This window comes from Microcoleus sp., assembly GCF_049646505.1.
Taxonomy (GTDB): Bacteria; Cyanobacteriota; Cyanobacteriia; order Cyanobacteriales; family Microcoleaceae; genus Microcoleus.
Map to the genome: position 1 here is coordinate 1 of NZ_JBARVX010000011.1, position 20,332 is coordinate 20,332.

At 44.8% G+C, this 20,332-nt stretch carries 22 protein-coding genes; 15 read left to right on the plus strand and 7 right to left on the minus strand.

What is annotated here, in order from left to right:
* The coding region (locus WBA89_RS00680; RefSeq protein ID WP_424403115.1) for an ATP-binding protein at positions 1-2,049 on the plus strand (2,049 nt) is incomplete at its 5' end.
* Between the two features lie 261 nt (positions 2,050-2,310).
* On the opposite strand, the gene WBA89_RS00685 is transcribed toward WBA89_RS00680, so the two are convergent.
* The 4 genes from WBA89_RS00685 to WBA89_RS00700 form a co-directional block, all read right to left on the minus strand.
* Complete coding sequence (locus WBA89_RS00685) at positions 2,311-2,994, minus strand: Uma2 family endonuclease (protein ID WP_424403117.1); 684 nt, start codon at positions 2,992-2,994, stop codon at positions 2,311-2,313.
* 160 nt (positions 2,995-3,154) lie between these two features.
* Entirely contained in the window at positions 3,155-3,889 is a 735-nt protein-coding gene (locus WBA89_RS00690) for an energy-coupling factor ABC transporter ATP-binding protein (RefSeq protein ID WP_424403119.1), read from the minus strand.
* Between the two features lie 149 nt (positions 3,890-4,038).
* Entirely contained in the window at positions 4,039-4,698 is a 660-nt protein-coding gene (locus tag WBA89_RS00695; protein ID WP_424403121.1) for an energy-coupling factor transporter transmembrane component T family protein, read from the minus strand.
* Positions 4,691-5,617 carry an energy-coupling factor ABC transporter permease gene (locus WBA89_RS00700; RefSeq protein WP_424403123.1) on the minus strand — a complete coding sequence of 309 codons (927 nt, stop codon included), beginning with the start codon at positions 5,615-5,617 and terminating at the stop codon, positions 4,691-4,693. Before WBA89_RS00700 ends, WBA89_RS00695 begins: the two co-directional genes overlap by 8 nt.
* 689 nt (positions 5,618-6,306) lie before the next feature.
* Here WBA89_RS00700 and WBA89_RS00705 point away from each other — a divergent pair.
* From WBA89_RS00705 to WBA89_RS00720, 4 genes are all read left to right on the plus strand, one after another.
* The gene (locus WBA89_RS00705; protein WP_424403125.1) at positions 6,307-6,738 is read left to right on the plus strand and encodes an SMI1/KNR4 family protein; all 432 of its coding nucleotides are present in this window, start codon (positions 6,307-6,309) and stop codon (positions 6,736-6,738) included.
* Positions 6,739-7,160: 422 nt separating this feature from the next.
* Positions 7,161-7,334: a hypothetical protein gene (locus WBA89_RS00710; RefSeq protein ID WP_424403127.1), complete on the plus strand. Its 174-nt coding sequence runs from the start codon at positions 7,161-7,163 to the stop codon at positions 7,332-7,334.
* 112 nt (positions 7,335-7,446) lie between these two features.
* Entirely contained in the window at positions 7,447-7,803 is a 357-nt protein-coding gene (locus WBA89_RS00715; protein ID WP_424403129.1) for a hypothetical protein, read from the plus strand.
* A gap of 116 nt (positions 7,804-7,919) precedes the next feature.
* Entirely contained in the window at positions 7,920-8,354 is a 435-nt protein-coding gene (locus tag WBA89_RS00720; RefSeq protein ID WP_424403131.1) for a ferritin-like domain-containing protein, read from the plus strand.
* Between the two features lie 63 nt (positions 8,355-8,417).
* Here WBA89_RS00720 and WBA89_RS00725 read toward each other — a convergent pair whose 3' ends face one another.
* Positions 8,418-8,627 carry a hypothetical protein gene (locus tag WBA89_RS00725; RefSeq protein ID WP_424403133.1) on the minus strand — a complete coding sequence of 70 codons (210 nt, stop codon included), beginning with the start codon at positions 8,625-8,627 and terminating at the stop codon, positions 8,418-8,420.
* Positions 8,628-8,629: 2 nt separating this feature from the next.
* On the opposite strand from WBA89_RS00725, the gene WBA89_RS00730 reads away from it, so the two are divergent.
* The 8 genes from WBA89_RS00730 (at position 8,630) to WBA89_RS00765 (ending at position 17,259) form a co-directional block, all read left to right on the plus strand.
* Positions 8,630-9,586 (plus strand): FTR1 family iron permease, encoded by a 957-nt coding sequence (locus WBA89_RS00730; protein ID WP_424403135.1) that lies wholly within the window; start codon positions 8,630-8,632, stop codon positions 9,584-9,586.
* A gap of 487 nt (positions 9,587-10,073) precedes the next feature.
* On the plus strand, positions 10,074-10,811 hold the full coding sequence (locus WBA89_RS00735; RefSeq protein ID WP_194064650.1) for a response regulator transcription factor: 738 nt from the start codon (positions 10,074-10,076) through the stop codon (positions 10,809-10,811).
* Between the two features lie 539 nt (positions 10,812-11,350).
* Positions 11,351-12,421: a chlorophyll a/b binding light-harvesting protein gene (locus WBA89_RS00740; protein ID WP_424403137.1), complete on the plus strand. Its 1,071-nt coding sequence runs from the start codon at positions 11,351-11,353 to the stop codon at positions 12,419-12,421.
* Positions 12,422-12,443: 22 nt separating this feature from the next.
* Positions 12,444-13,940 carry a chlorophyll a/b binding light-harvesting protein gene (locus tag WBA89_RS00745; RefSeq protein ID WP_424403139.1) on the plus strand — a complete coding sequence of 499 codons (1,497 nt, stop codon included), beginning with the start codon at positions 12,444-12,446 and terminating at the stop codon, positions 13,938-13,940.
* Positions 13,941-14,073: 133 nt separating this feature from the next.
* On the plus strand, positions 14,074-15,108 hold the full coding sequence (locus tag WBA89_RS00750; protein ID WP_424403141.1) for a chlorophyll a/b binding light-harvesting protein: 1,035 nt from the start codon (positions 14,074-14,076) through the stop codon (positions 15,106-15,108).
* Between the two features lie 187 nt (positions 15,109-15,295).
* Positions 15,296-16,261: a chlorophyll a/b binding light-harvesting protein gene (locus WBA89_RS00755; protein WP_424403143.1), complete on the plus strand. Its 966-nt coding sequence runs from the start codon at positions 15,296-15,298 to the stop codon at positions 16,259-16,261.
* 90 nt (positions 16,262-16,351) lie between these two features.
* Positions 16,352-16,690: a hypothetical protein gene (locus tag WBA89_RS00760; RefSeq protein WP_424403145.1), complete on the plus strand. Its 339-nt coding sequence runs from the start codon at positions 16,352-16,354 to the stop codon at positions 16,688-16,690.
* A gap of 53 nt (positions 16,691-16,743) precedes the next feature.
* Positions 16,744-17,259, plus strand: coding sequence for a transcriptional repressor (locus WBA89_RS00765; RefSeq protein WP_424403147.1), 516 nt, complete (start codon positions 16,744-16,746; stop codon positions 17,257-17,259).
* A gap of 200 nt (positions 17,260-17,459) precedes the next feature.
* On the opposite strand, the gene WBA89_RS00770 is transcribed toward WBA89_RS00765, so the two are convergent.
* Together WBA89_RS00770 and WBA89_RS00775 are read right to left on the minus strand one after the other, a co-directional pair.
* A complete protein-coding gene (locus WBA89_RS00770; RefSeq protein WP_424403149.1) occupies positions 17,460-18,311 on the minus strand; it encodes an Npun_R2479 family HD domain-containing metalloprotein in 852 nt (283 codons plus the stop codon).
* A gap of 528 nt (positions 18,312-18,839) precedes the next feature.
* Positions 18,840-18,977: a hypothetical protein gene (locus tag WBA89_RS00775; RefSeq protein WP_424403151.1), complete on the minus strand. Its 138-nt coding sequence runs from the start codon at positions 18,975-18,977 to the stop codon at positions 18,840-18,842.
* A 139-nt stretch (positions 18,978-19,116) separates the two neighbouring features.
* Between WBA89_RS00775 and rpsL the strand changes: the two genes are divergently transcribed.
* Together rpsL and rpsG are read left to right on the plus strand one after the other, a co-directional pair.
* Positions 19,117-19,497, plus strand: a complete 381-nt coding sequence (gene rpsL / locus WBA89_RS00780; protein WP_194064642.1) for a 30S ribosomal protein S12 — start codon at positions 19,117-19,119, stop codon at positions 19,495-19,497.
* A 118-nt stretch (positions 19,498-19,615) separates the two neighbouring features.
* A complete protein-coding gene (gene rpsG, locus WBA89_RS00785; RefSeq protein ID WP_106150481.1) occupies positions 19,616-20,086 on the plus strand; it encodes a 30S ribosomal protein S7 in 471 nt (156 codons plus the stop codon).
* Positions 20,087-20,332 lie beyond the last annotated feature (246 nt).

A 20,332-nucleotide genomic window follows, 5' to 3' on the forward strand; every position in this document is an offset into this window, starting at 1 on the left:
CCTTTAAATGGAATTATTGGCATTGCAGAATCCCTAATTGATGGCGCTACCGGGCTATTACCAGAAAAAACAAATTCTAATTTAATCTTAATTATATCTTCCGGCAAAAGATTGTCTACATTAATTAATGACATTCTCGATTTTTCTAAACTCAAACACCAAACTATTGAGCTGCAAATTAAACCAATAGGTTTGCGAGAAATAGCTGCTCTAGTTTTTAATTTATCGCAGCCATTGCTCGGCACAAAAAACTTACATTTAATTAACAATATTAGTCCTGGATTGCCTCTGGCTGCCGCCGATGAAAATCGCCTGCAGCAAATCCTTTATAACTTAATCGGCAATGCTATTAAGTTTACAGAAAGCGGTACTGTAGAAATTTCAGCCAAAGTCATTCAAAGTTCGGTATTAGTGGATAGTGAAACATCAACAGCGAGTAATGAACTCTTAGCAATTACTGTGTCAGACACAGGCATCGGTATACCTGAAGATAAGTTAGACAAAATTTTTGAATCCTTTGAACAAGGAGACGGTTCGACTGCCAGAAATTATGGCGGAACAGGTTTAGGTTTGGCTGTTACTAAACAATTAGTAGAATTGCACGGCAGCAAAATCTGGGCTTCTTCAACTGTGGGTAGCGGTTCTAAGTTCACCTTTACCTTACCAATATCTCACAGTCAGTTAGAATTCATAAATCAAAAGTTATCTTCACCGGAAAAAACTCAAGAGTTAATCAGTCCTCGGCCTGCACAGTTAATTACTGCTAATCTCTCAGAATTAACAGTTAAGGAAATCGCAGATAATCACCAACTTAAAATCATGGTTGTCGATGATGAACCAATCAATATACAGGTAATAATTAACAATCTCGCCCTAGAAAAATATACCATAATTCAAGCTTCTAATGGCATAGACGCTATAGAAATGATCGATAAAGGATTGAAGCCCGATCTAATTTTGCTTGATGTAATGATGCCGCGCATGACAGGCTATGAAGTTTGCCAAAAAGTGCGAGAAAGATTTGCAGCACTGGAAATGCCGATTGTGATGCTGACAGCTAAAAATCAAACAGAAGATTTGGTGGAAGGCTTTAATTTAGGAGCCAATGATTATTTGACTAAACCTTTTGTAAAAAAAGAGTTATTAGCGAGAATCAAAACTCACATTCATCTAGCAAAACTCAATGCTGCCTACGGCAAATTTGTACCTCACGAGTTTTTAAGGTTGCTGGGACAAGAAAGTATTATCGATGTCAAACTAGGCGATAATTTGCAAAGAGAAATGTCGGTAATGTTTTCTGATATTCGCTCTTTTACCAGTATTTCTGAACAGATGACACCGGAGGAAAATTTTGCTTTTATCAATAGCTATTTGGGGAGAGTTAGCCCGGTAATTAGAAAACATCGCGGTTTTATTGATAAATATATTGGCGATGCTGTGATGGCACTATTTCCCGAATCTGCTGATGATGCTTTGCAAGCCGCTATTGAGATGCAGCAGGAAGTAATTGTTTTCAATCAGCACAGGCAAACAAATGGCTATTTGCCGATTACTATTGGGGTTGGCTTGCATACTGGGAATTTAATGTTGGGTACGATTGGCGAAGAGCAGCGGATGGAAAGTACAGTGATTGCTGATGCGGTTAATTTAGCTTCTCGTTTGGAGGGTTTAACTAAGCTGTATGCTGCGGGTATTTTGATTAGCGATCGCACTTTGCGGAATCTTGATGATTTAACTCAGTACAGCTATCGGTTTGTCGATCGCGTCAAGGTGAAAGGCAAAAATAAACCCGTAGCCGTTTTTGAAGTCTACGACGGAGATGCTCAACCAATCAAGCAATTAAAGAAACAAACTCAGACCAACTTTGAACAAGCCGTTGTTGTTTATCACCAACAAAATTTTGTGCAAGCGCAGCAAATGTTTCAGGCTGTATTGGCTATAAATCCTGTTGATAAAGCAGCAAAGTTATATTGCGATCGCTGTGCAAAATATCTCAAATATGGGATTCCCGAAGGATGGACAGGTATCGAAGCGATAGATGAGAAATAATATAGAAGAAGTTATTTGTTATTTGTTATTTGTTATTTGTTATTTGTTATTTGTTATTTGTTATTTGTTATTTGTTATTTGTTATTTGTTATTGGTAACAACTGACAACTGACAACTGACAACTGGCAACTGCTTTCCGTACAACGTCATCAGGAAGAAGGAAGACGTAGGGTGCGTCGCCATGAATAATTTTTGATATAAAAAGAGAAAATTCAGGCTACTTTTGGTGGTTAACGGGAATGTAGGTAAGCGGAAATACAGTTACGATCGCCCTGCCAACTCCTGAATAAACGCCTGATGCGCGCCGTCAGCAATCCCTAGTTGCAGCACGTTCAGCATTTCCATCATACTGCCATCCAACAGCGCAGGCACTGCTAGCCACAACCCTGGAAAAGTGCTGCTGCGGATAATGCCACCGGCATCGGGTTCAATTAACACAAATTCTTCGGCTTGCAATCTGAACCAACTCAAACGATTCTCAAAAGTTTGCCAAACCAAATACTCCTGCACTCCATTGCGGCGGTAAGCGTTTTTCTTTGCTCCTAAATCAATTGTAGCGCTGCTGGTAGCAATTTCCGCGACAAGTTCCGGCGCTCCTTCAATGTAGCCATCATCGCTAATGGTAGAAGTGCCGCCAATTTGAATCCGCAGCAGTGCATCTGGTTGGGGTTCATTGTCCAAATCCAGTCGCGCAGTCGTGTTATCGGCGGCGCTAACACCCGGTGTGGCAGTCCGATATACCCCTAACCAAGTAACTAAATCGGCATGAGGAACACCATGAAAAGCTCGTACAGGGGATGCCACGTAAACTATTCCTTCAATTAGTTCTGCTTTAAATTTCTCCGGTGTCGCTGCATAGCGACGTTCAAACTCAGCACGAGTCAGGCGATCGCCACTTTCCAAAGCTGGAACTGGTATGGAACGGGGAGGCTGCTGCAACACCATAATCTACCTCTAAAAATTGAAATAAATAGTTTAATTATAGCCTTTCTCAGGTACATTCAGTAACATGATTTGCGGCGGTAATTGGTAATAGTTGAAAGCTGGTAGAGGCGGGGGCATCGTGCCCGTGCTTCTTCTTAGTTGATAGTTGACAACTGATTTATTACCAATCTGGTGGCAAATTGTAATGTTCGAGAGTCGATCGATCTTTCATCAATTCTGGCGTTTCCCGATCGACCCGAATCTCACCATCCGCCAAAATTAACGCCCTTTGAGTCGTTTTCCCGATCCAATTCAAATCATGAGAGGCAATCAAAATTACCTCGATCGGCAATTGCGACAAAACCTTAGCCAAATGCCTGCGCCACGACGGATCGAGTCCGTTAGTCGGCTCATCTAAAATTAAAATTGCCGGATCTAATGCTAAAATTGCTGCCAAGGCTGCTAACCTTCTCTGACCGCCTGAAAGTTCGTGGGCCGAACGGTTGGCAAATTCGACTAAACCGAATTCCTCTAATAAAGCTAAAGCTCGATCGCGCGCAACTGCCGGCGGCACCCCATAATTCCGAGGCCCGAACATCACATCCTCTAAAATAGTCGGCATAAATAGCTGATCGTTAGCATCTTGAAAGCAAAATCCAATCTGCCTCCGTACTTGCGATAAAGTCGCCTGTTCCAGCTTCGTTCCCTGCACTTTTATCTCGCCGGACTGAGGCATTTTTAAGCCGATCAAGTTTTCGAGCAAAGTGCTTTTTCCAGCACCAGTTAAACCGAGTAGGGCAACTCTTTCTCCCGGTTGTAAGGTGAAGGAAATTCCTTGCAATACTGGTTTTTGCTGCGGGTATCCGAATACTAAGTCTTGTACTTCGATTGTTGGCGTCATTTTGAGATTAGTCAATTTTTATTTGCCTTGATTTTAGGATGAAGAGTTTTTAACCGCAGAGGGCGCAGAGGGCGCAGAGAGGGGAATGGAGAAGGCAAAAGGTAAAAAGTTAAAATATAGATGCCTGAATTAATCAATTACCAATGCCCTGTGCCCGGTTTGGCCTATGCCCAATTTCTATAAGAAGCTATTGTTAATCCGGTTGCGGTTAAAATTGCTAGTGTCAGCCACAGTCGCTGTTTTGGTGTCGATCGCGTGTCGGCGGGCAATGTTCCTTGATATCCGCGAATTAGCATGGCTGCGTGTACTCTTTCTGCGCGATCGAGACTTCGCAAATAAAGCGCTCCGATCATGGAAGCACTGGCGTAGCGCAGCCATCCTCCCGTACCGGATAAGCCTCGGAGTTGCGCGGATCTTTTCATGCGGTTTACTTCAGCCAGCAGGATTTCTAAGTATTGTCCGGCTAAAAGAACGATCTCTTGCAAACCTGCTGGTAGGGGCAATCCTTTGAGGGCGATTCCGAAACTGTGGGGCGGCAAAGTTAGCAGAAAACTGTTCATGATTAGCAGGCAAATTAGGGAACGCAGCAACAGAAAACTGGCACGTTCCCAACCTTGGGGCAGGACTAATAAGGACAGGAAAATTAACTCCGATCCTAACAGTTGTACTAAGGTTCGCAGCGGCGCTCTCAGCCAAAATGACCAACAAAGTGCGATCGCCCCATAAATCCCCAGCCACAGCCAAGCACCTGTCTTCATAAAACCAATGCCGATGACCATTATCAAAGATAACCGCAATCGAAAAGGTATGGAGAGTTTAAGCATTTTTCGGTTTTACCAATTGAGCAATCCCAAAAGCCGCGCCGAAGCAGATTGCAGAACCCACAACTCCAGCAATGCTGGTACCAATCGGCTGTTCTTCTAATCCTTTAATTGTGTAATCTGCTAAAGGAGTAGGATTTTCGATCGCCACCGCTTCTTTATCTTTAAAGCCATAATTTTCTGCTACTGCTTCTAACCCGTCTGGCCAACTTGAAGCGAACAGCGAAAGCACTCCAGAAATTAATAAAACCCCGATTACTGGCACTACCCATTTCTGCAATTGCGGCTGTTCTCCCGGTAACAAATCCGGCCGTACTTTGACGAGATAAGTTAAAACTGCACCTGTAATTATCCCTTCGCCAATGCCAATTAAAATATGTACGCCTACCATTGCGGGCAATGCGATATTCAGCGCTACTGTACCAGAAATTGCCAGTTGGATCGCCACACAAATAGAAGCAGCCACAACGCTGAGGGCGGCTGCAATCCCCGCAGCTAGGGGCAAGCGGTTTCTGGAACCTCCCAACAGTTGCTGCAACGGCTGCAACAGCCACCAGCCCACCCAAATGCCGACTAGCCCCATGTTAAAAATATTGGCTCCCAGGGCGGTGATCCCCCCGTCGGCAAACAACACGCTTTGAATGATAAAAACCGTGCTCATCGCCAAAGTTGCCGCCCAAGGGCTCCCCAAAACCACGGATGCCAGCGCGCCTCCCAACAAGTGCCCGCTGGTGCCGCCGGCTACGGGAAAGTTGATCATTTGGGCTGCAAACACGAAAGCTGTGGTTAATCCCATGATTGGGCCCTGCCGCAATCCAAGACTGGCGCGGGTTTTATTTAGGGCAACTGCAATTACTGCTGCGCTTGCTATGCCGGTGGCAATGGCTACGGGCGGTGAAAGAAAACCATCGGGTATGTGCATTGATGTATCCCAAACGAGAGAACTGCAACCCTTTAGTCAACTATTTTTTACAATAATTTACAATCCCCTCTGGGGGTATTGGTGCCGGCGGGCGATCGGGGGACTTGTGGCGGGCGATCGCTTACTCGATATAGATTAGCGCCTCACGGGCAGAATTTTGAGGATGAGAAATTTTACATTAAATGATTCTGAAGAATTATTCGGATATTTTACCGACGACCCCCACATAGAAGCTTTTTGATAAGAATTATCAATATTTGTTTACAGATTAGACCTCTTGCCAAAAAATATGTGTTGTCCTTAAAAGTTGGATCGAGTTCAGGTCAAACTTTGAATTATTAGGTTAATTGTCATCTCCTTGAACTTGCCCAGCCTGCTAGATTATAAAATAGTCCAAATTTTCGATAATAGCACAAAATTATTTTGCAAGAAGTTTAATAGAATCACACATTAAGATAACAATGAAACTTGCACATTTTCCCAGCACCGACTAAAGCTTTGTTATACAAGTACAATGCTTTTACATATAGCCTTTTTTAACAAGATGAGGTGCATTCATATTCCCTGAATATCGGGACTTTCAAGCCTTATTACATACCTCATCTATCTGAGAAATGCTGTAAATGATTTAAGCTTGCGACAATCAAGCTAGCTAGGATTGGGGAGAATTTACCAAAGTTAAAAAAATTATGTATATTGAAAAATTAAAAGCACGGTTTGCAGAGTTACAGCATTTATTTCCATACAAATTGTTGCCGTGCAGGGAGGAACAAATTCACTCTCTTGAACGACGATATGGGTTAACTCTTCCTATGGATTATAAAGAGTTTCTACTGTGGGGAGGCATTGGCGCCGGAGTTTTTTTTAAAGGTTCTAACTGTTTTTATGACTATCTTTCAGAACTTCGAGAAGGAGCTGAAGAACTTTTGGAGAGGGATGAGTTTCCTGAACCACTCCCAAAAGACGCATTCGTATTTTTGATGAAGGTTATGTATTTTGGTTTTTCACAGCTTCCGAGGGCGACGACCTACCCGTTGACGGTTATAAGGAGGGTGGGGCAGGAGTCCCATACGCTCCAGTTCCTTTCAAAAAACTCTCTTCTAGCCTCAGTAAATTTTTAGAAGAATTATTAGAACAAGAAGCTGGGATAGCCAAAAGGTTGCAAGAATAATAGACCTCCTGCAAAAATCCTTTTCATTAATTGATGGGACGGGCTCTCCGGCCTATCCTACAAAAGTTACAGCATATTCCATGTATGTGTGGTACACAATGCAAGCTATCGCCCGTGTAAGGTGCGTCGCCCTCCACAATCTGCAAGTTTTATCAAATATGAAGCAGCGACGCACCCTACAGATTAACACCACTATCGCCCGTGTAAGGTGCGTCGCCCTACAGATTAACACCACATAATATAGCTTTATAGTGTGCTTCATGAACCTGGAATATGCTGTTTTTTTTCTTGTGGGATGGGCCGGAGAGCGCGTCCTAAATTATTTTTGCAAGAACTCTAATCTAAAATCTAAACTCTAAAATCTAAAATCGATTGACTTTTCCCATCGCAATATGGCGCGTTAGCCAAAAAGAAAAGTTTCGCGGTTTTCACGTCAAGTATTTGACAATCGAGCGGCAAAATCCCGCGAATGCTGTTGCTAAGGGGTGGCTCAATCAGCTATTGTTAGTAGCAGTGCGCTTCCGGCTGCAAATAATTTCAGTTTAGCTGTTGACAGCAAAAAAAATTGCCTAACAAGTCCCCAGACGTTGTATGTTTGACTAATACGTCTTCTGAAACAGCTATTGCGAGTAGCCCTACAGATCAGACTGTCTAAGCTGTGCCTGTATCAGCAGGTAAGCAGGAAGTTGTGGCGGTGGATGGGACTAATCAGTCAGGAGAAATTACCGATCGCGCTAAACTAGATGAATTAGCTCTCAAAGTGTACGATCGCATCGATCGAGGTTGGCAGACTAGCCCTACCTTCACACAAAATCTAGTCTATCGCGTCAGTGCAAGTCAAGAAGGGGCGATCGGCAATTTCGAGCCGCTCAATCAACCAGCCAAGGATTACACCCAAGAAACTCCTTTGCCAAATCTCCTCAAATCAACCGCAACTACCAGCAGCAGCACAACACCCGTAGCTAAATTGACAGTAGTATTTGCACCCGCAGGAACCTTAGAAGTTAACCCCTAACTCGCATACAACATCTCTCCAGTAAGGTGCGCGCCATACACCTTACTTTTGCTTGTCAACTAAAATGTGATATCATAAACAGCACTCTGTAAAACATTCTACCTCTCAGACAAAAAATGAAAGAACTCGACGATAAAAAAACCCAAGAACTGCTATGCACCATCATGGAATGGGAACTAGCAGGAGTAGTGCGCTACACCCACTATGCACTAATGGTTACAGGGCCAAACCGAATTCCCATCGTGCAGTTTTTTCAAGCACAAGCAAACGAATCCCTGCTCCACGCGCAACAAGCCGGAGAAATTCTCACAGGTTTAGACGGACATCCAACGCAAAAAATTGCGACTATCGAAGAAACATACAAACATTCGGTAAAAGATTTGTTGGAAGAAAGTCTAAATCACGAAAAGAAAGCCCTCAAAAAGTATAAATCCTTGCTTGAAATCGTCACAGACTCCAGCATTTATCTCGAAGAATATGCCCGCACTATGATCGGACAAGAAGAATTGCACCAAGTAGAACTAAAAAAAATGCTGCGGGATTACAGTTGATTTTATTGAAGGAAGAAGGAAGAAGTCATTAGTCATTAGTCATCAGTCATCAGTCATTACTCATCAGTGCTGTCGCCTCCAAGCTTTCCGTACAACGTCATCAGGAAGAAGGAAGAAGGAAGAATCGCAAATTCTACCTTTTTCCTTGTTTCCCAATTCCCTGCGCGGGCCAATTTCCAATCCCTCCGCTTCGCTCCGCCCAATGCCCTGCGCGGGCCGATGCCCAATTCCCTGTTTGCCCAATTCCCAATGCCCTCTTTGCCCAATTCCCATAAATGAACTTTACTGAAGCTATCCCAACTTTTGTAATTACCCTCCGCGAAGGTGTTGAAGCTGCTTTAATCGTCGGAATAGTCCTAGCTTGCTTGAAAAAAGCCGAACAAACCAATCTCAATTCCTGGGTTTATGCAGGTGTCGGAGCCGGCATTGCTGCTAGCGGTTTTGTCGGTGTATTGTTTAATGGATTGCTCGCCGCACTATCAACATCTAATCAGCCTTACGCACCGGCAATTAAACAGCTATTAGAAGGCGTGTTGGGAATTGTGGCGATCGCCATGCTAAGCTGGATGCTAATTTGGATGACTCAGCAAGCCCGCTTTCTCAAAGCAGAAGTGGAAGGAGCAGTTACAGCAGCTTTGACAGAAAATACTCAAGCTGGTTGGGGCGTGTTCGGCTTAATTTTTATCGCCGTACTTCGCGAAGGTTTTGAAACAGTTATATTTGTCAGCGCTCAATTTCAACAAGGTTTAAGTCCGGCTTTAGGTGCTTTAGGCGGTTTGACTGGGGCTGCGATATTTGGCGCGCTGCTGTTTAAGTGGGGAGTCAAAATTGATATCCGCCAGTTTTTCAAGTTTATGGGGATTTTGTTGCTGTTAATTGTTGCGGGTTTAGCAGTATCTGCACTCAAGCATTTTGACCAAGCTGCTGCCATTTTGTCGCAGATGGATAGTAAATATGCAGCGATTTGTGTTTATTTCGATCGCGCTTCACAAATTCACTCTTGTATTTTAGGGCCGCTGGTGTGGAATGCAGCAGATATTTTGCCCGACCGGCAATTTCCCGGAATCCTCCTCAAATCACTATTTGGATACAGAGATCGACTCTATCTCATCCAGGCGATCGGCTATGTTATATTCTTAGTTACCGTCGGCAGTCTTTACTTCCAAAAATTAGGTGGCAAGTCAAATGTTGCCAACAAAAATACTCAGCCTGCTAGAGAGTCAGCCAATTAACTCTCCGTAATTGTCGCCGCATTCTTCTCGCTTCTTTGCTTCAAGGGTGATCTAAAAATTTTACATAAAATTTTTAGGTAAAAAATAAAAAAAATCGATTTTTTTTTCAGCTTTGGGGATTGACTTTTTGATATTTGTAACATATAATTTAATAATGGGAGTGTGACTATTTTTAAGTATAAATAGTCACACTCCCATTATTAAATTATACAGTCAAGAGTTCAAAAAAGCAATAGCTAAACCTGAAAAAAAAATCGATTTTTTTTCCTACCTTTAATAAATTTTATCTTTTTCGCATAAAATTCTTTCCCAACAACACTATTAGCACTTATGATTAATACAAGAATATTTACATAGCTCAAAAAGTTCTTAATAAGCCTTAGAATCCTTAATGAAGCTTAAAATCAGTAAATCGTTCGTTAAAGTTACCTGGAACCCCCAGAAGGCTGTAGCCGCCCCCATCTGGTTAGCGAAGAGATAAATAATGATGCCTCGGATACTTGTTATTGATGATGACGCGGCGATCGCCGAACTCGTAGCCATCAACCTAGAAATGGCTGGGTACGAAGTAACCCACGCAGAAGACGGCATCAAAGGTCAGGCGCTGGCTATACAACTGCTGCCGGATCTGATCGTCCTAGACCTGATGTTGCCTAGAGTAGACGGATTCACAGTATGCCAGCGCTTGCGTAGGGACGATCGCACATCCGACATACCCGTATTGATGTTGACAGCCTTAAGTCAAACTCAAGACAAAGTAGAAGGCTTCAACTCCGGCGCCGACGACTACCTGACCAAACCCTTTGAACTAGAAGAAATGCTAGCGCGAGTGCGAGCCCTGCTGAGGCGCACAGACCGCATCCCCCAAGCAGCCAAACACTCCGAAATCCTGAATTACGGCCCGCTGACCCTCGTCCCCGAAAGGTTTGAAGCTGTTTGGTACGTTAATACCGTCAAACTGACTCACCTAGAGTTCGAGTTGCTGCACTGCTTGCTGCAGCGCCACGGTCAAACAGTCTCTCCCAGCGAAATCCTCAAAGAAGTCTGGGGCTACGACCCAGACGACGACATCGAAACAATTCGCGTACACATCAGACACCTGAGAACCAAGATGGAACCCGATCCCCGCCATCCTCGGTACATCAAAACCGTATACGGGGCGGGTTATTGCCTCGAATTGCCCAGCAACGAGCAAGTCGCCGAGGAAAGCAAATCCTCAGCTTGAACGGGCGCGCCAGATTCCACAATCCGTTAAAAATTTCGATAGAAAAGCCTGAGAGCAAACGCTCTCAGGCTTTGTGGTTTGGAGTTTGAGATGAATATGCCAAGAAATAGCCATTAACTCTCTCGATTCAGAAAAAAACAATCCCGCACCGTCTTTTAGTCCCACTTCGATCGAAGCTTACCCAGAAGAAAGTACCGGATTTGTTCTGCCACCTTGTCTTTTCCGAGAGGATGAGATAGCTACTTAAACAACAATACCCTTAGTAAAAATATTTGTCAATAACTTTTTTAAATTTGCTCTAACTCTTATTGTTGCGAATCACGAGCAAACTTGCCACCGAGCCTAGAAACCAGTTACAGGCTTGATTTGAGGATATTTTACACCGTTATGTTACATATCTTAACTAAAATAAGTGAAAAACTTTATCAAAAAGCCCTTGACGAAACTTCTAAAATTGTTGATTATCTATATCAATAAGCCGCAAGCGCTTAAAACTCAACTGACATCTTTCACAAGAGGTAAATCGCCCCGTGACAAGCATGGCAAAAAAATCCTTCCCAGCCGAAGGAGAAACCTTTCCCTGGTGGGCCGGCAACGCCCGCTTAATCAACCTTTCCGGTCGTTTGCTAGGCGCTCACGTCGCCCAAGCCGGCCTGATCGTCCTCTGGGCGGGAGCTTATACCCTATTTGAGCTTTCCCGTTTCAACCCAGAATTTCCCATGTACGAACAAGGCTTAATCCTGTTGCCAAACCTAGCCAGACTAGGCTTTGGAGTTGGTGCCGGAGGCAAAATTGTCGATACTTATCCGTACTTTCAGATTGGTGTAATTCACCTAATTAGCTCAGCCTTTCTTGGCTTCGGCGGCATTTTTCATTCCCTCAAAGGGCCCGCCACCCTCGAAGAAAAAACTCCTTTCTTCGGCTACAGATGGGAAGACGCAGATAAAATGACCACCATCTTGGGCATCCACCTAGTTTTGCTTGGTGTCGGTGCCTTCTTGTTGGTGGCCAAAGCTATGTATTTCGGTGGTTTATATGATACCACGATCGGGCAAGTGCGGATAATTTCGGAACCCACTTTCAATCCCGCCGTGATTTTAGGCTACCTGTTCGGTGCAGGTGGCAAACATTGGCTCGCCTCAGTTGACAATCTCGAAGATGTTGTCGGCGGACATATCTGGGTAGGAATCCTCTGCATTGCCGGCGGCCTCTGGCACATTCGCACTCAACCTTTTGCTCGGGCAAAACGCCTGTTCATCTGGTCAGGAGAAGCTTACCTCTCCTACAGTCTCGGTGCCTTAGCCTTAATGGGTTTCATCGCAGCCTACTTTGTTTCAGTCAACACCATTGCTTACCCAGAGGAATTCTACGGGCCAACTTTAAAAATTGGCTTCGAGCAGTTCCCCTACTTCCACAGCGAAGGAATGCTGACCTCCCGCGTCTGGTTGGCTAACACCCATTTCTGGCTCGCCTTCTTCGTTCTGCAAGGGCATTTCTGGCACGCTTTGCGATCGGCAGGATTTGATTTCCGCCGAGGCAAAGTCGTGCAAGCCATGCGCGAAGACATCCAGCCCGAAGGAAATAAAGTTGCAGCCAGTCCAGCCAGTTAACCGCATCAGGAGGAAAGCGAAAATGCAAGCAATAGCAGATCAGAATTTAATTCCAGAGCCGGAAAACTCAGAAAACGAGTACGGCTGGTGGGCCGGTAACGCCCGCTTCACCAACCTTTCAGGACGAATTTTGGGAGCTCACGTCGCTCACGCCGGTTTGATTGTACTCTGGGCCGGGGCGATGACTTTGTTTGAACTGTCAAATTTCAACCCAGAGTTGCCGATGTACAACCAAGGTTTAATCCTGCTGCCGCATTTGGCAAGTTTGGGTTTGGGAGTAGGAGCAGGCGGTCAAATTGTTGATACCTATCCCTATTTTGCGATCGGAGTTGTGCATCTAATTAGTTCCGCAGTTCTCGGTGCCGGCGGCCTTTACCATTCCTTGCTCGGCCCGAAAGTATTGCCGCAAAACAAAACATTCTTTGGTTCCTTCGGCTACGACTGGGAAGACAAAGACAAAATGACCAGCATCATCGGCATTCACCTATTACTCTTAGGTGCTGGTGCTTGGTTGCTAGTCGCAAAAGCCTTATTTTGGGGCGGTCTTTACGATCCCCACGTTGCGGATGTGCGGATAATTAGCGAACCAACTCTCAATCCCGTCCGCATTTTTAGCTATCTCTTGCCCGTACAAGGCCCGGAAGGAATGGCAGCAGTTGACAACTTAGAAGATGTTGTCGGCGGTCACATTTATGTTGGCTTACTCTGCGTCATTGGCGGTTTCTGGCATATTTTCACCAAGCCTTTTGCTTGGGCCGAGCGAGTGCTTTTTTGGTCTGGGGAAGCTTACCTTTCTTACAGTTTGGGCGCTCTGGCTTATATGGGCTTTTTGGCCGCCTACTTCGTGACTGTAAATGACACCGTTTATCCAGAGGTTTTCTACGGCCCGGTGGGTTTGAGTGGCTCGGATGCAGCGGTTGTTTCTTCGCGGACTTGGCTCGCAACAAGCCATTTTGTGTTATCAATTTTGGCGCTTTCGGGTCACATCTGGCACGCGCTGCGCGTTCGCACGAAGGCGGCGGGGTTTGATTTTCGATCGGGCGAATTTGTAACGGCAACTGCCAGTAATGTTGAAAAGTCCGGTCAGATGCAAGCTCAACCTGCGGCAGCAACAGCAGTTAGTTTTTCCGATGTGACTGTCACCTTTTTGCGAAATTTGCCGATTTACCGCAAAGGATTGTCTCCCATAGTCAGGGGATTGGAAGTTAGCTTGGCTCACGGCTATTTCCTAGTAGGAGCTTTTGCAGTATTGCTCCCTTTACAAGAAAAAAGTTTAGCACCTCTGGCAGCATTGCTGGTAACTCTGGCATTGGTGTTGATTTTGGCAACGGGCCTCTCGATTTACGAGAATCGGAAGATTGAAGCAGGTAAAGTTCTTTACTGGCACAAAACGCCTGAAGATTGGAGTTTGTTCCGGGGCGGTTTGGTGATGGGCGGTACTAGCGGAGCATTCCTTGCCTATTTGCTGCTAGACAATTTTGCTGGAATTGATGCAATCTTCCGGGGGGTTATTAACTGAAATAAAAACGGTTTCTAGTGCGGAATTCAGTCCGCTATTTTGGCGGATTGAAGTCCACACTACCAACCAAATTAACCCATTTCACATTCAATTTTTTTCAAGCAAAATAACTACAACAAGGCAACAAAAAACGATGCAAACCTACGACAATCCCAAGGTTAAATATGACTGGTGGGCAGGCAATGCCCGGTTCGCCAATCTTTCGGGATATTTCATTTCTGCTCATGTCGGTCAAGCAGCTTTAATTACTTTTTGGGCAGGAGCATTTACTCTGTTTGAAATGTCTCGCTACAACCCAGGAATCCCTATGGGCGAACAGGGATTAATTTTGCTTCCCCACTTGGCTACTCTCGGTTTAGGTGTAGGCTCTGGCGGCAAGATTGTAGATACCTATCCGTATTTTGTGGTCGGAATGGTACACCTTATTTCATCTGCTGTTTTGGGTGCTGGTGCTTTATTTCACACCTTTAAAGGGCCTAAAAATTTAAAAGATGCCACAGGTCGTGCTGCTAAGTTCCACTTTGAATGGGACGACTCTAAAAAACTTGGTTTTATCCTGGGACATCACTTGATTTTCTTGGGATTAGGCGCGCTGTTGCTGGTAGCTAAAGCGATGTTTTTTGGTGGTTTGTACGACTCGACTATTCAGGAAGTACGCACTGTTTTGAGTCCTACTCTCGATCCGTTAGTTATCTACGGCTATCAAACTCATTTTGCCAGTGTGGACAATTTGGAAGATTTGGTGGGCGGTCACATTTATGTCGGCTTCATGCTGATTCTCGGTGGTATTTGGCACATCGTGAAAGAGCCTTTTCCTTGGGTTAAACGAGTGTTAATTTTTTCTGGGGAAGCTATTCTTTCCTACTCTCTCGGCGGTATTGCTTTAGCAGGGTTTACTGCGGCTTATTTCTGTGCAGTTAATACTTTGGCTTATCCGGTTGAATTCTACGGGCCTGTGCTAGATGTCAAGCTGGGTATTACTCCCTATTTTGCGGATACGGTTCAATTACCGATGGGCGCGCACACTCCCCGCTGCTGGTTGGCTAATTCTCATTTCTTCTTGGCTTTCTTTTTCTTGCAAGGTCATTTGTGGCACGCTCTGCGGGCGATCGGCTTCAATTTCAAGCAAGTTGAAACTTCTTTGAATGCGGTGAGCACTGAGTCCTAAATTCCTGTTGGGGCGGTGCCTGTGAGTGTCCGCCCCTGCACAAATATTGTGTTTGTTGGGTTGTGAATGAGCTTTTTAATTTTAACCGCAGAGGGCGCAGAGGGCGCAGAGTGGAGAGAAATTAGAGAGAGAAATAATTGCACGGTTGAGGGTTTGTTATCTCTAGGTTTTGACGAGGAAAATAACTGTGACTACTGCTAATCTTAACGATTTTGGAAGGGATGAAACTGATTTTAAGTGGTGGGTTGGTAATGCCCGCTTAACTGATTTGTCTGGTAGGTTGTTGGGTGCTCATGTCGCTCACGCGGGTTTGATTATGTTTTGGGCTGGAGCAATTACTATTTCGGAAGTGACTCGCTTTGTACCAAATATACCAATGTACGAGCAAAACCTGACTTTACTGCCGCATTTAGCAACTTTGGGTTGGGGTGTTGGTGCTGGGGGTGTTGTGACTGATACTTATGCTTATTTTGCGCTCGGCATATTGCATTTAGTTGCATCGGCTGTTTTGGGTGCTGGTGGTCTTTATCATGTTTTTCGCGGCCCTGCGATTTTGCACAACGGGGGCGGAATTGCTCCTCTGTTTCACTATGAATGGAATGACGCTAAGAAGCTGGGATTTATTTTGGGGAGTCACTTAATTATTTTAGGATTGGGTGCTTTTTTACTGGTGATGAAAGCAATGAATTTTGGGGGAATTTATGATAGTGCGATCGGCGATGTCCGCCTAATTACTAGCCCAAATTTGAATCCTGCAACGATTTTCGGCTATCTATTCGGGTTTGCTAATGGCGGCTGGACAATCTTGGGAATGGCTGCTGTTAATAATTTGGAGGATGTTATTGGAGGTCACATTTGGATTGGTGCAATGTTAATTGCTGGTGGCGTGTGGCACGCTCGCGTTGAGCCTTTTCCTTGGGCTAAGCAACTTTTAATTATTAATGCGGATGCTATTCTTGCTTACAGTTTGGGGGGTTTGGCTTTTATGGCTTTTGTTTCCTGTGCGTTTGCGGGATATAACACGACTGTTTATCCTGTTGAATTCTACGGGAGCGATCGCCTGGGATTGACAAACGCACAATTTTTCTTGGGTGTATTAGCTCTTGCCGGTCACGTCTGGCACGCTTCTCGCGCCCGTTTGAATAGAAGCTGAAGGCGATTTAAGTCATAAACAAAGTTTTTTCCTACTTTGTTTATGACTTAAATCTGTTTCCAATTTGTGTATACTTTGAGAAATTACCCTATGACTGTTGTTATTTACTGCTTCTGTATCAGTATTTTGATTCTCGTGTTTTTGTGGAGTGCTTCGCTAGCATTGCGAGAAGGATTCCAGCAACTCCGACGCCTGCATCAAATTCCTTGTTCCAATTGCGAATTTTTTACGAATGACTACCGTCTCAAGTGTACTGTGCGGCCGTGCGTTGCTTGTACCGAGGATGCGATCGGCTGTACTGACTTTGAACCGAAGACTTGTTTTGCCAATTCTTGTCAGAAACATTGCTCTAGGGTTCAAAAAGCTTATACAGAAAAACCCACAACTAATTCTGCTGTTCCACCTTTAGCAACCGGAATTAGAAGCTAGTAAATTTCCCCCGATTCAGGGGGATTTATCACAATTATGAGAAGAAATTTGTTATGATTTCATACAATGCTAATTCACTCAAAGTCGAGCTAAATCAGAGAGGATGTCGCTTGACTCCCCAACGAGAAACAATCTTGAATGTGTTTCAAGATTTGCGACAAGGAAATCATTTGAGTGCGGAAGAATTATATAATATTTTGCAAACTCAAGGGGAACGAATAGGTTTGTCTACTGTCTACAGAACGCTGCATTTACTGTCGAGAATTGGAATTTTGCGGGAACTAGAATTGGCAGAGGGACACAAGCATTACGAGCTGAATTTGCCGGAACTGCACCACCACCACCATCTAGTTTGCATTCAGTGTCACAAAACGTTTGAATTTAGCGACGAATCTATTTTAAAAATAGGCAAAAAGCAAGTTGAAAAAGCTGGTGTAGAATTGCTAGACTGTCAGTTGACTGTGCGTGCGGTTTGTTTGGAAGCGCTGCGGGAGGGGTGGCCTTCTATGGTGCCTAGCAATTGGCTGTGTCCCAGATATCATTCGGAACTTGAGGAGCAAATCAGTTGATTTGAATGAAATATGCTTCGGTAATTGGTAATTAGTAATTGGGCATAGGGCATAGGGCATAGGGCATAGGGCATACCTCACTTTTTTGAGAAAGGCTATACTAACTACTAACTAACAACCAATAACTACTAACTAACAACCAATAACTAATGACTAATGACTAATGACTAATGACTAATGACTAATGACTTCCCCTGTACTCAAGCAGCCTCAGAATCGGAACGTTGGTGTTCCATACGAAATACGTTAGCGTACAAACTAGCAACAATTTGTTTGCCTTCCTGCGTCAATTGCAAGTAACCGAGAGATTCGCTGATGTGAGGATAAATGCTGCTCCAGTAAAACTTTGAGTAGCTTTGCAGCAAGTCGCCCGGATGTCGGTAGCCCAAAATTTTAGTAGCACCGCTTTCTTCCAATTCGTAAAATAAAGCACCAATTTTCTGCAAATATTGCGGGTTGCTGAGCTGACCTATCAGGTCAGCACCGCGAACTAAACTAGAATAGTTCACTGCATCTTCGTTTGTATTGCCGTCGAGCACTGAGAAACGAGTTTGTTCTATGTTGTGCTTGATTACCTCAGCATTAATTAGCTTGTGGTTGCCGAATCGCTCGTCAATGAAAAGTTTGGCTCTGTCAACTCGGTAAGCAGCTAGGCTAGCGGCTGTGGCACCGGGAGCAAGTTTAACTCTCATGCCGTCTTTTCCGGTAGCATAGAGTCCTTCTGATTCTTGGTCTTGCCTACAAACTCCTTTGACATATCCGATGTCTTGGCAAAGCAAAGAAATGATGTAGTGGAGCCAGTTTTCGCAGGAGACTCCGCCCTTGCGAATGTGTTTTCCCCGCAAGATTTCTTGACCTACTAGGGTAATGCAAATGGCGTGTTCTACGTTATGATAAAGAGCGTCGCTGTTGGCGATGTTTTCTAATGCCATTGCTCCTACCCAGGCTATTATGTCGGCATAGTCTGATTTGTAGCCTCCGTAAGTGCGGCTGTAACCGTTTTGAAGTTGTTCAATGAAAGCCTCGATCAGCAGTTCTGTGGAATTAAACATACCCGTCATTTTACCTTAATATTGCTTTTCAAGAGCGGTGCATTGAGTTTTAGTTTGATTTTATGGATGTTTTTTTAACTCAAGATTTAAATTTCCTTCAGGTTTTGTGGGCGACCGGTACTTGCATAAAAACAGTTATATCAACTTTCCCAAGCAATTGGGTTTACTGCTGACACCCATCCGCGCCGCACTGCATAGAGCGGCCTGCTGACATTTTTTAGATCGTCTGATTTTTTTTAAGTCTCAGAATTGATTGCGTGTTGTATTTGGTGTAACACAGTCCGATCGCTCTTGCCGGATTTCCAAATGTTTAAGTATAGTTCGGAAATTGTATGGTCGGGAATATCAACTTTGGTTCTCATCTGCGGTCAAGTCAATGTGTATGTCTGATTGTCCGACAATTTTAGATAAGTTTATGTGATATGGATCGGCCCCGACTGTGATGCGCGATCGCCCCCACTCAATTGACGGGCGTCTCTGGAAGATGGTGAGGCGATTTTTATAAATTTTGCACCGCGGCTGCGACTTTCATTGCAGTTGAGCTTCGATGAAGAATACGCCACACATCCATTGGCGGGCGCAGGTGAGATTTTCGTCCCAACTTCCTTGGTTGGCCGGAAGTTCGATCGCCCTTGAGGGCAAATTCCTTGCCAAAAAAAGTGTCATGGTGTAATATACAGAGTCTGGTATCCTCACTTACCCATAATTATTTTCATTTATCCCGTCCCCTCGTGGGGGAAGGGACTTTCAGTGCGGATGCCGCCAAATCACTATATTCAGCAAAAAGCTAGAAATGCCGTAACTCATGCCCACTATTCAGCAACTCATCCGTTCAGCACGAGAAGAAACGCAGAAAAAAACCAAATCGCCAGCTCTCAAAAGTTGCCCCCAGCGCCGCGGAGTTTGCACCAGAGTGTACACGACCACCCCGAAAAAACCCAACTCGGCGCTGCGGAAGGTGGCTCGGGTAAGGCTGACCTCTGGTTTTGAAGTGACAGCCTACATTCCGGGTATCGGTCACAACTTGCAAGAACACTCGGTAGTAATGATCCGGGGCGGTCGGATCAAAGATTTGCCCGGAGTTAGATACCACATCATTCGCGGCACATTAGACACCGCCGGAGTTAAAGACCGCAAGCAAGGTCGTTCCAAGTACGGAGCCAAGCGTCCTAAAGAGAAAAAATAACACTGGCTCGATCGCCCGGGTGAGGGAGCAAAAATAAGTTCGACCGTCATCGACCTAAATTTGTTGAGTCCAAAACCCCAAATTCTGTCAATCAAAATCAAAAATCTCGAATAAAACTATGTCTCGCCGCACAGTCATTCAAAAACGTCCAGTTCCGCCAGATCCAACCTACAACAGCCGGTTGGTAAGCATGATGGTGAGACGGATCATGCAGCACGGCAAAAAATCCGTAGCCTCCAGCATCGTCTACGACGCCATGAAAACCATCCAAGAACGCACGGGAGCCGAACCGTTAGACTTGTTTGAAAAAGCAGTCAAAAACGCTACACCCCTGGTAGAAGTTAAAGCCCGCCGGGTAGGTGGTGCTACTTACCAAGTGCCGATGGAAGTGCGTTCCGATCGCGGAACCACCCTCGCCCTGCGCTGGCTGATCAGATTTGCCCGCGCCCGCACCGGCCGCTCGATGGCCGCCAAGCTGGCTAACGAACTGATGGATGCAGCCAACGAAACAGGCAGCGCTATTCGCAAACGCGAAGAAACGCACCGCATGGCAGAAGCTAACAAGGCTTTTGCTCACTATCGGTACTAAGCCAAATCGGGCATGGAGAACAGGCCAGCCGTGCGGTATGAAAGCATCGGGCGAGGTATTGGCTGTAAAAGTCTTGGTTGTTGAGATTGCTGGCCTGGACGCAGTGGCGATCGCGCGTGCAAACTCAAAACTGGGAAAATCCAAATTTACGCACTCTCTGAATCCTCCATGTCGCATCCTTAATATTTTTGTAAACACAATGTTGCAAAAAATATTAAAATGTAACAATAAGCTCCATTTTATGTG

Bases quoted from the DNA above. Each gene is read 5' to 3' on its own strand.
- WBA89_RS00685 (WP_424403117.1), bottom strand. From the start codon at position 2,994: ATGGTGTTGCAGCAGCCTCCCCGTTCCATACCAGTTCCAGCTTTGGAA.
- WBA89_RS00695 (WP_424403121.1), bottom strand. From the start codon at position 4,698: ATGCTTAAACTCTCCATACCTTTTCGATTGCGGTTATCTTTGATAATG.
- WBA89_RS00700 (WP_424403123.1), bottom strand. From the start codon at position 5,617: ATGCACATACCCGATGGTTTTCTTTCACCGCCCGTAGCCATTGCCACC.
- WBA89_RS00705 (WP_424403125.1), top strand. From the start codon at position 6,307: ATGTATATTGAAAAATTAAAAGCACGGTTTGCAGAGTTACAGCATTTA.
- WBA89_RS00720 (WP_424403131.1), top strand. From the start codon at position 7,920: ATGAAAGAACTCGACGATAAAAAAACCCAAGAACTGCTATGCACCATC.
- WBA89_RS00725 (WP_424403133.1), bottom strand. From the start codon at position 8,627: ATGGGAATTGGGCAAAGAGGGCATTGGGAATTGGGCAAACAGGGAATT.
- WBA89_RS00730 (WP_424403135.1), top strand. From the start codon at position 8,630: ATGAACTTTACTGAAGCTATCCCAACTTTTGTAATTACCCTCCGCGAA.
- WBA89_RS00735 (WP_194064650.1), top strand. From the start codon at position 10,074: ATGCCTCGGATACTTGTTATTGATGATGACGCGGCGATCGCCGAACTC.
- WBA89_RS00740 (WP_424403137.1), top strand. From the start codon at position 11,351: ATGGCAAAAAAATCCTTCCCAGCCGAAGGAGAAACCTTTCCCTGGTGG.
- WBA89_RS00745 (WP_424403139.1), top strand. From the start codon at position 12,444: ATGCAAGCAATAGCAGATCAGAATTTAATTCCAGAGCCGGAAAACTCA.
- WBA89_RS00750 (WP_424403141.1), top strand. From the start codon at position 14,074: ATGCAAACCTACGACAATCCCAAGGTTAAATATGACTGGTGGGCAGGC.
- WBA89_RS00760 (WP_424403145.1), top strand. From the start codon at position 16,352: ATGACTGTTGTTATTTACTGCTTCTGTATCAGTATTTTGATTCTCGTG.
- WBA89_RS00765 (WP_424403147.1), top strand. From the start codon at position 16,744: ATGATTTCATACAATGCTAATTCACTCAAAGTCGAGCTAAATCAGAGA.
- WBA89_RS00770 (WP_424403149.1), bottom strand. From the start codon at position 18,311: ATGTTTAATTCCACAGAACTGCTGATCGAGGCTTTCATTGAACAACTT.
- WBA89_RS00775 (WP_424403151.1), bottom strand. From the start codon at position 18,977: ATGACACTTTTTTTGGCAAGGAATTTGCCCTCAAGGGCGATCGAACTT.
- rpsL (WP_194064642.1), top strand. From the start codon at position 19,117: ATGCCCACTATTCAGCAACTCATCCGTTCAGCACGAGAAGAAACGCAG.
- rpsG (WP_106150481.1), top strand. From the start codon at position 19,616: ATGTCTCGCCGCACAGTCATTCAAAAACGTCCAGTTCCGCCAGATCCA.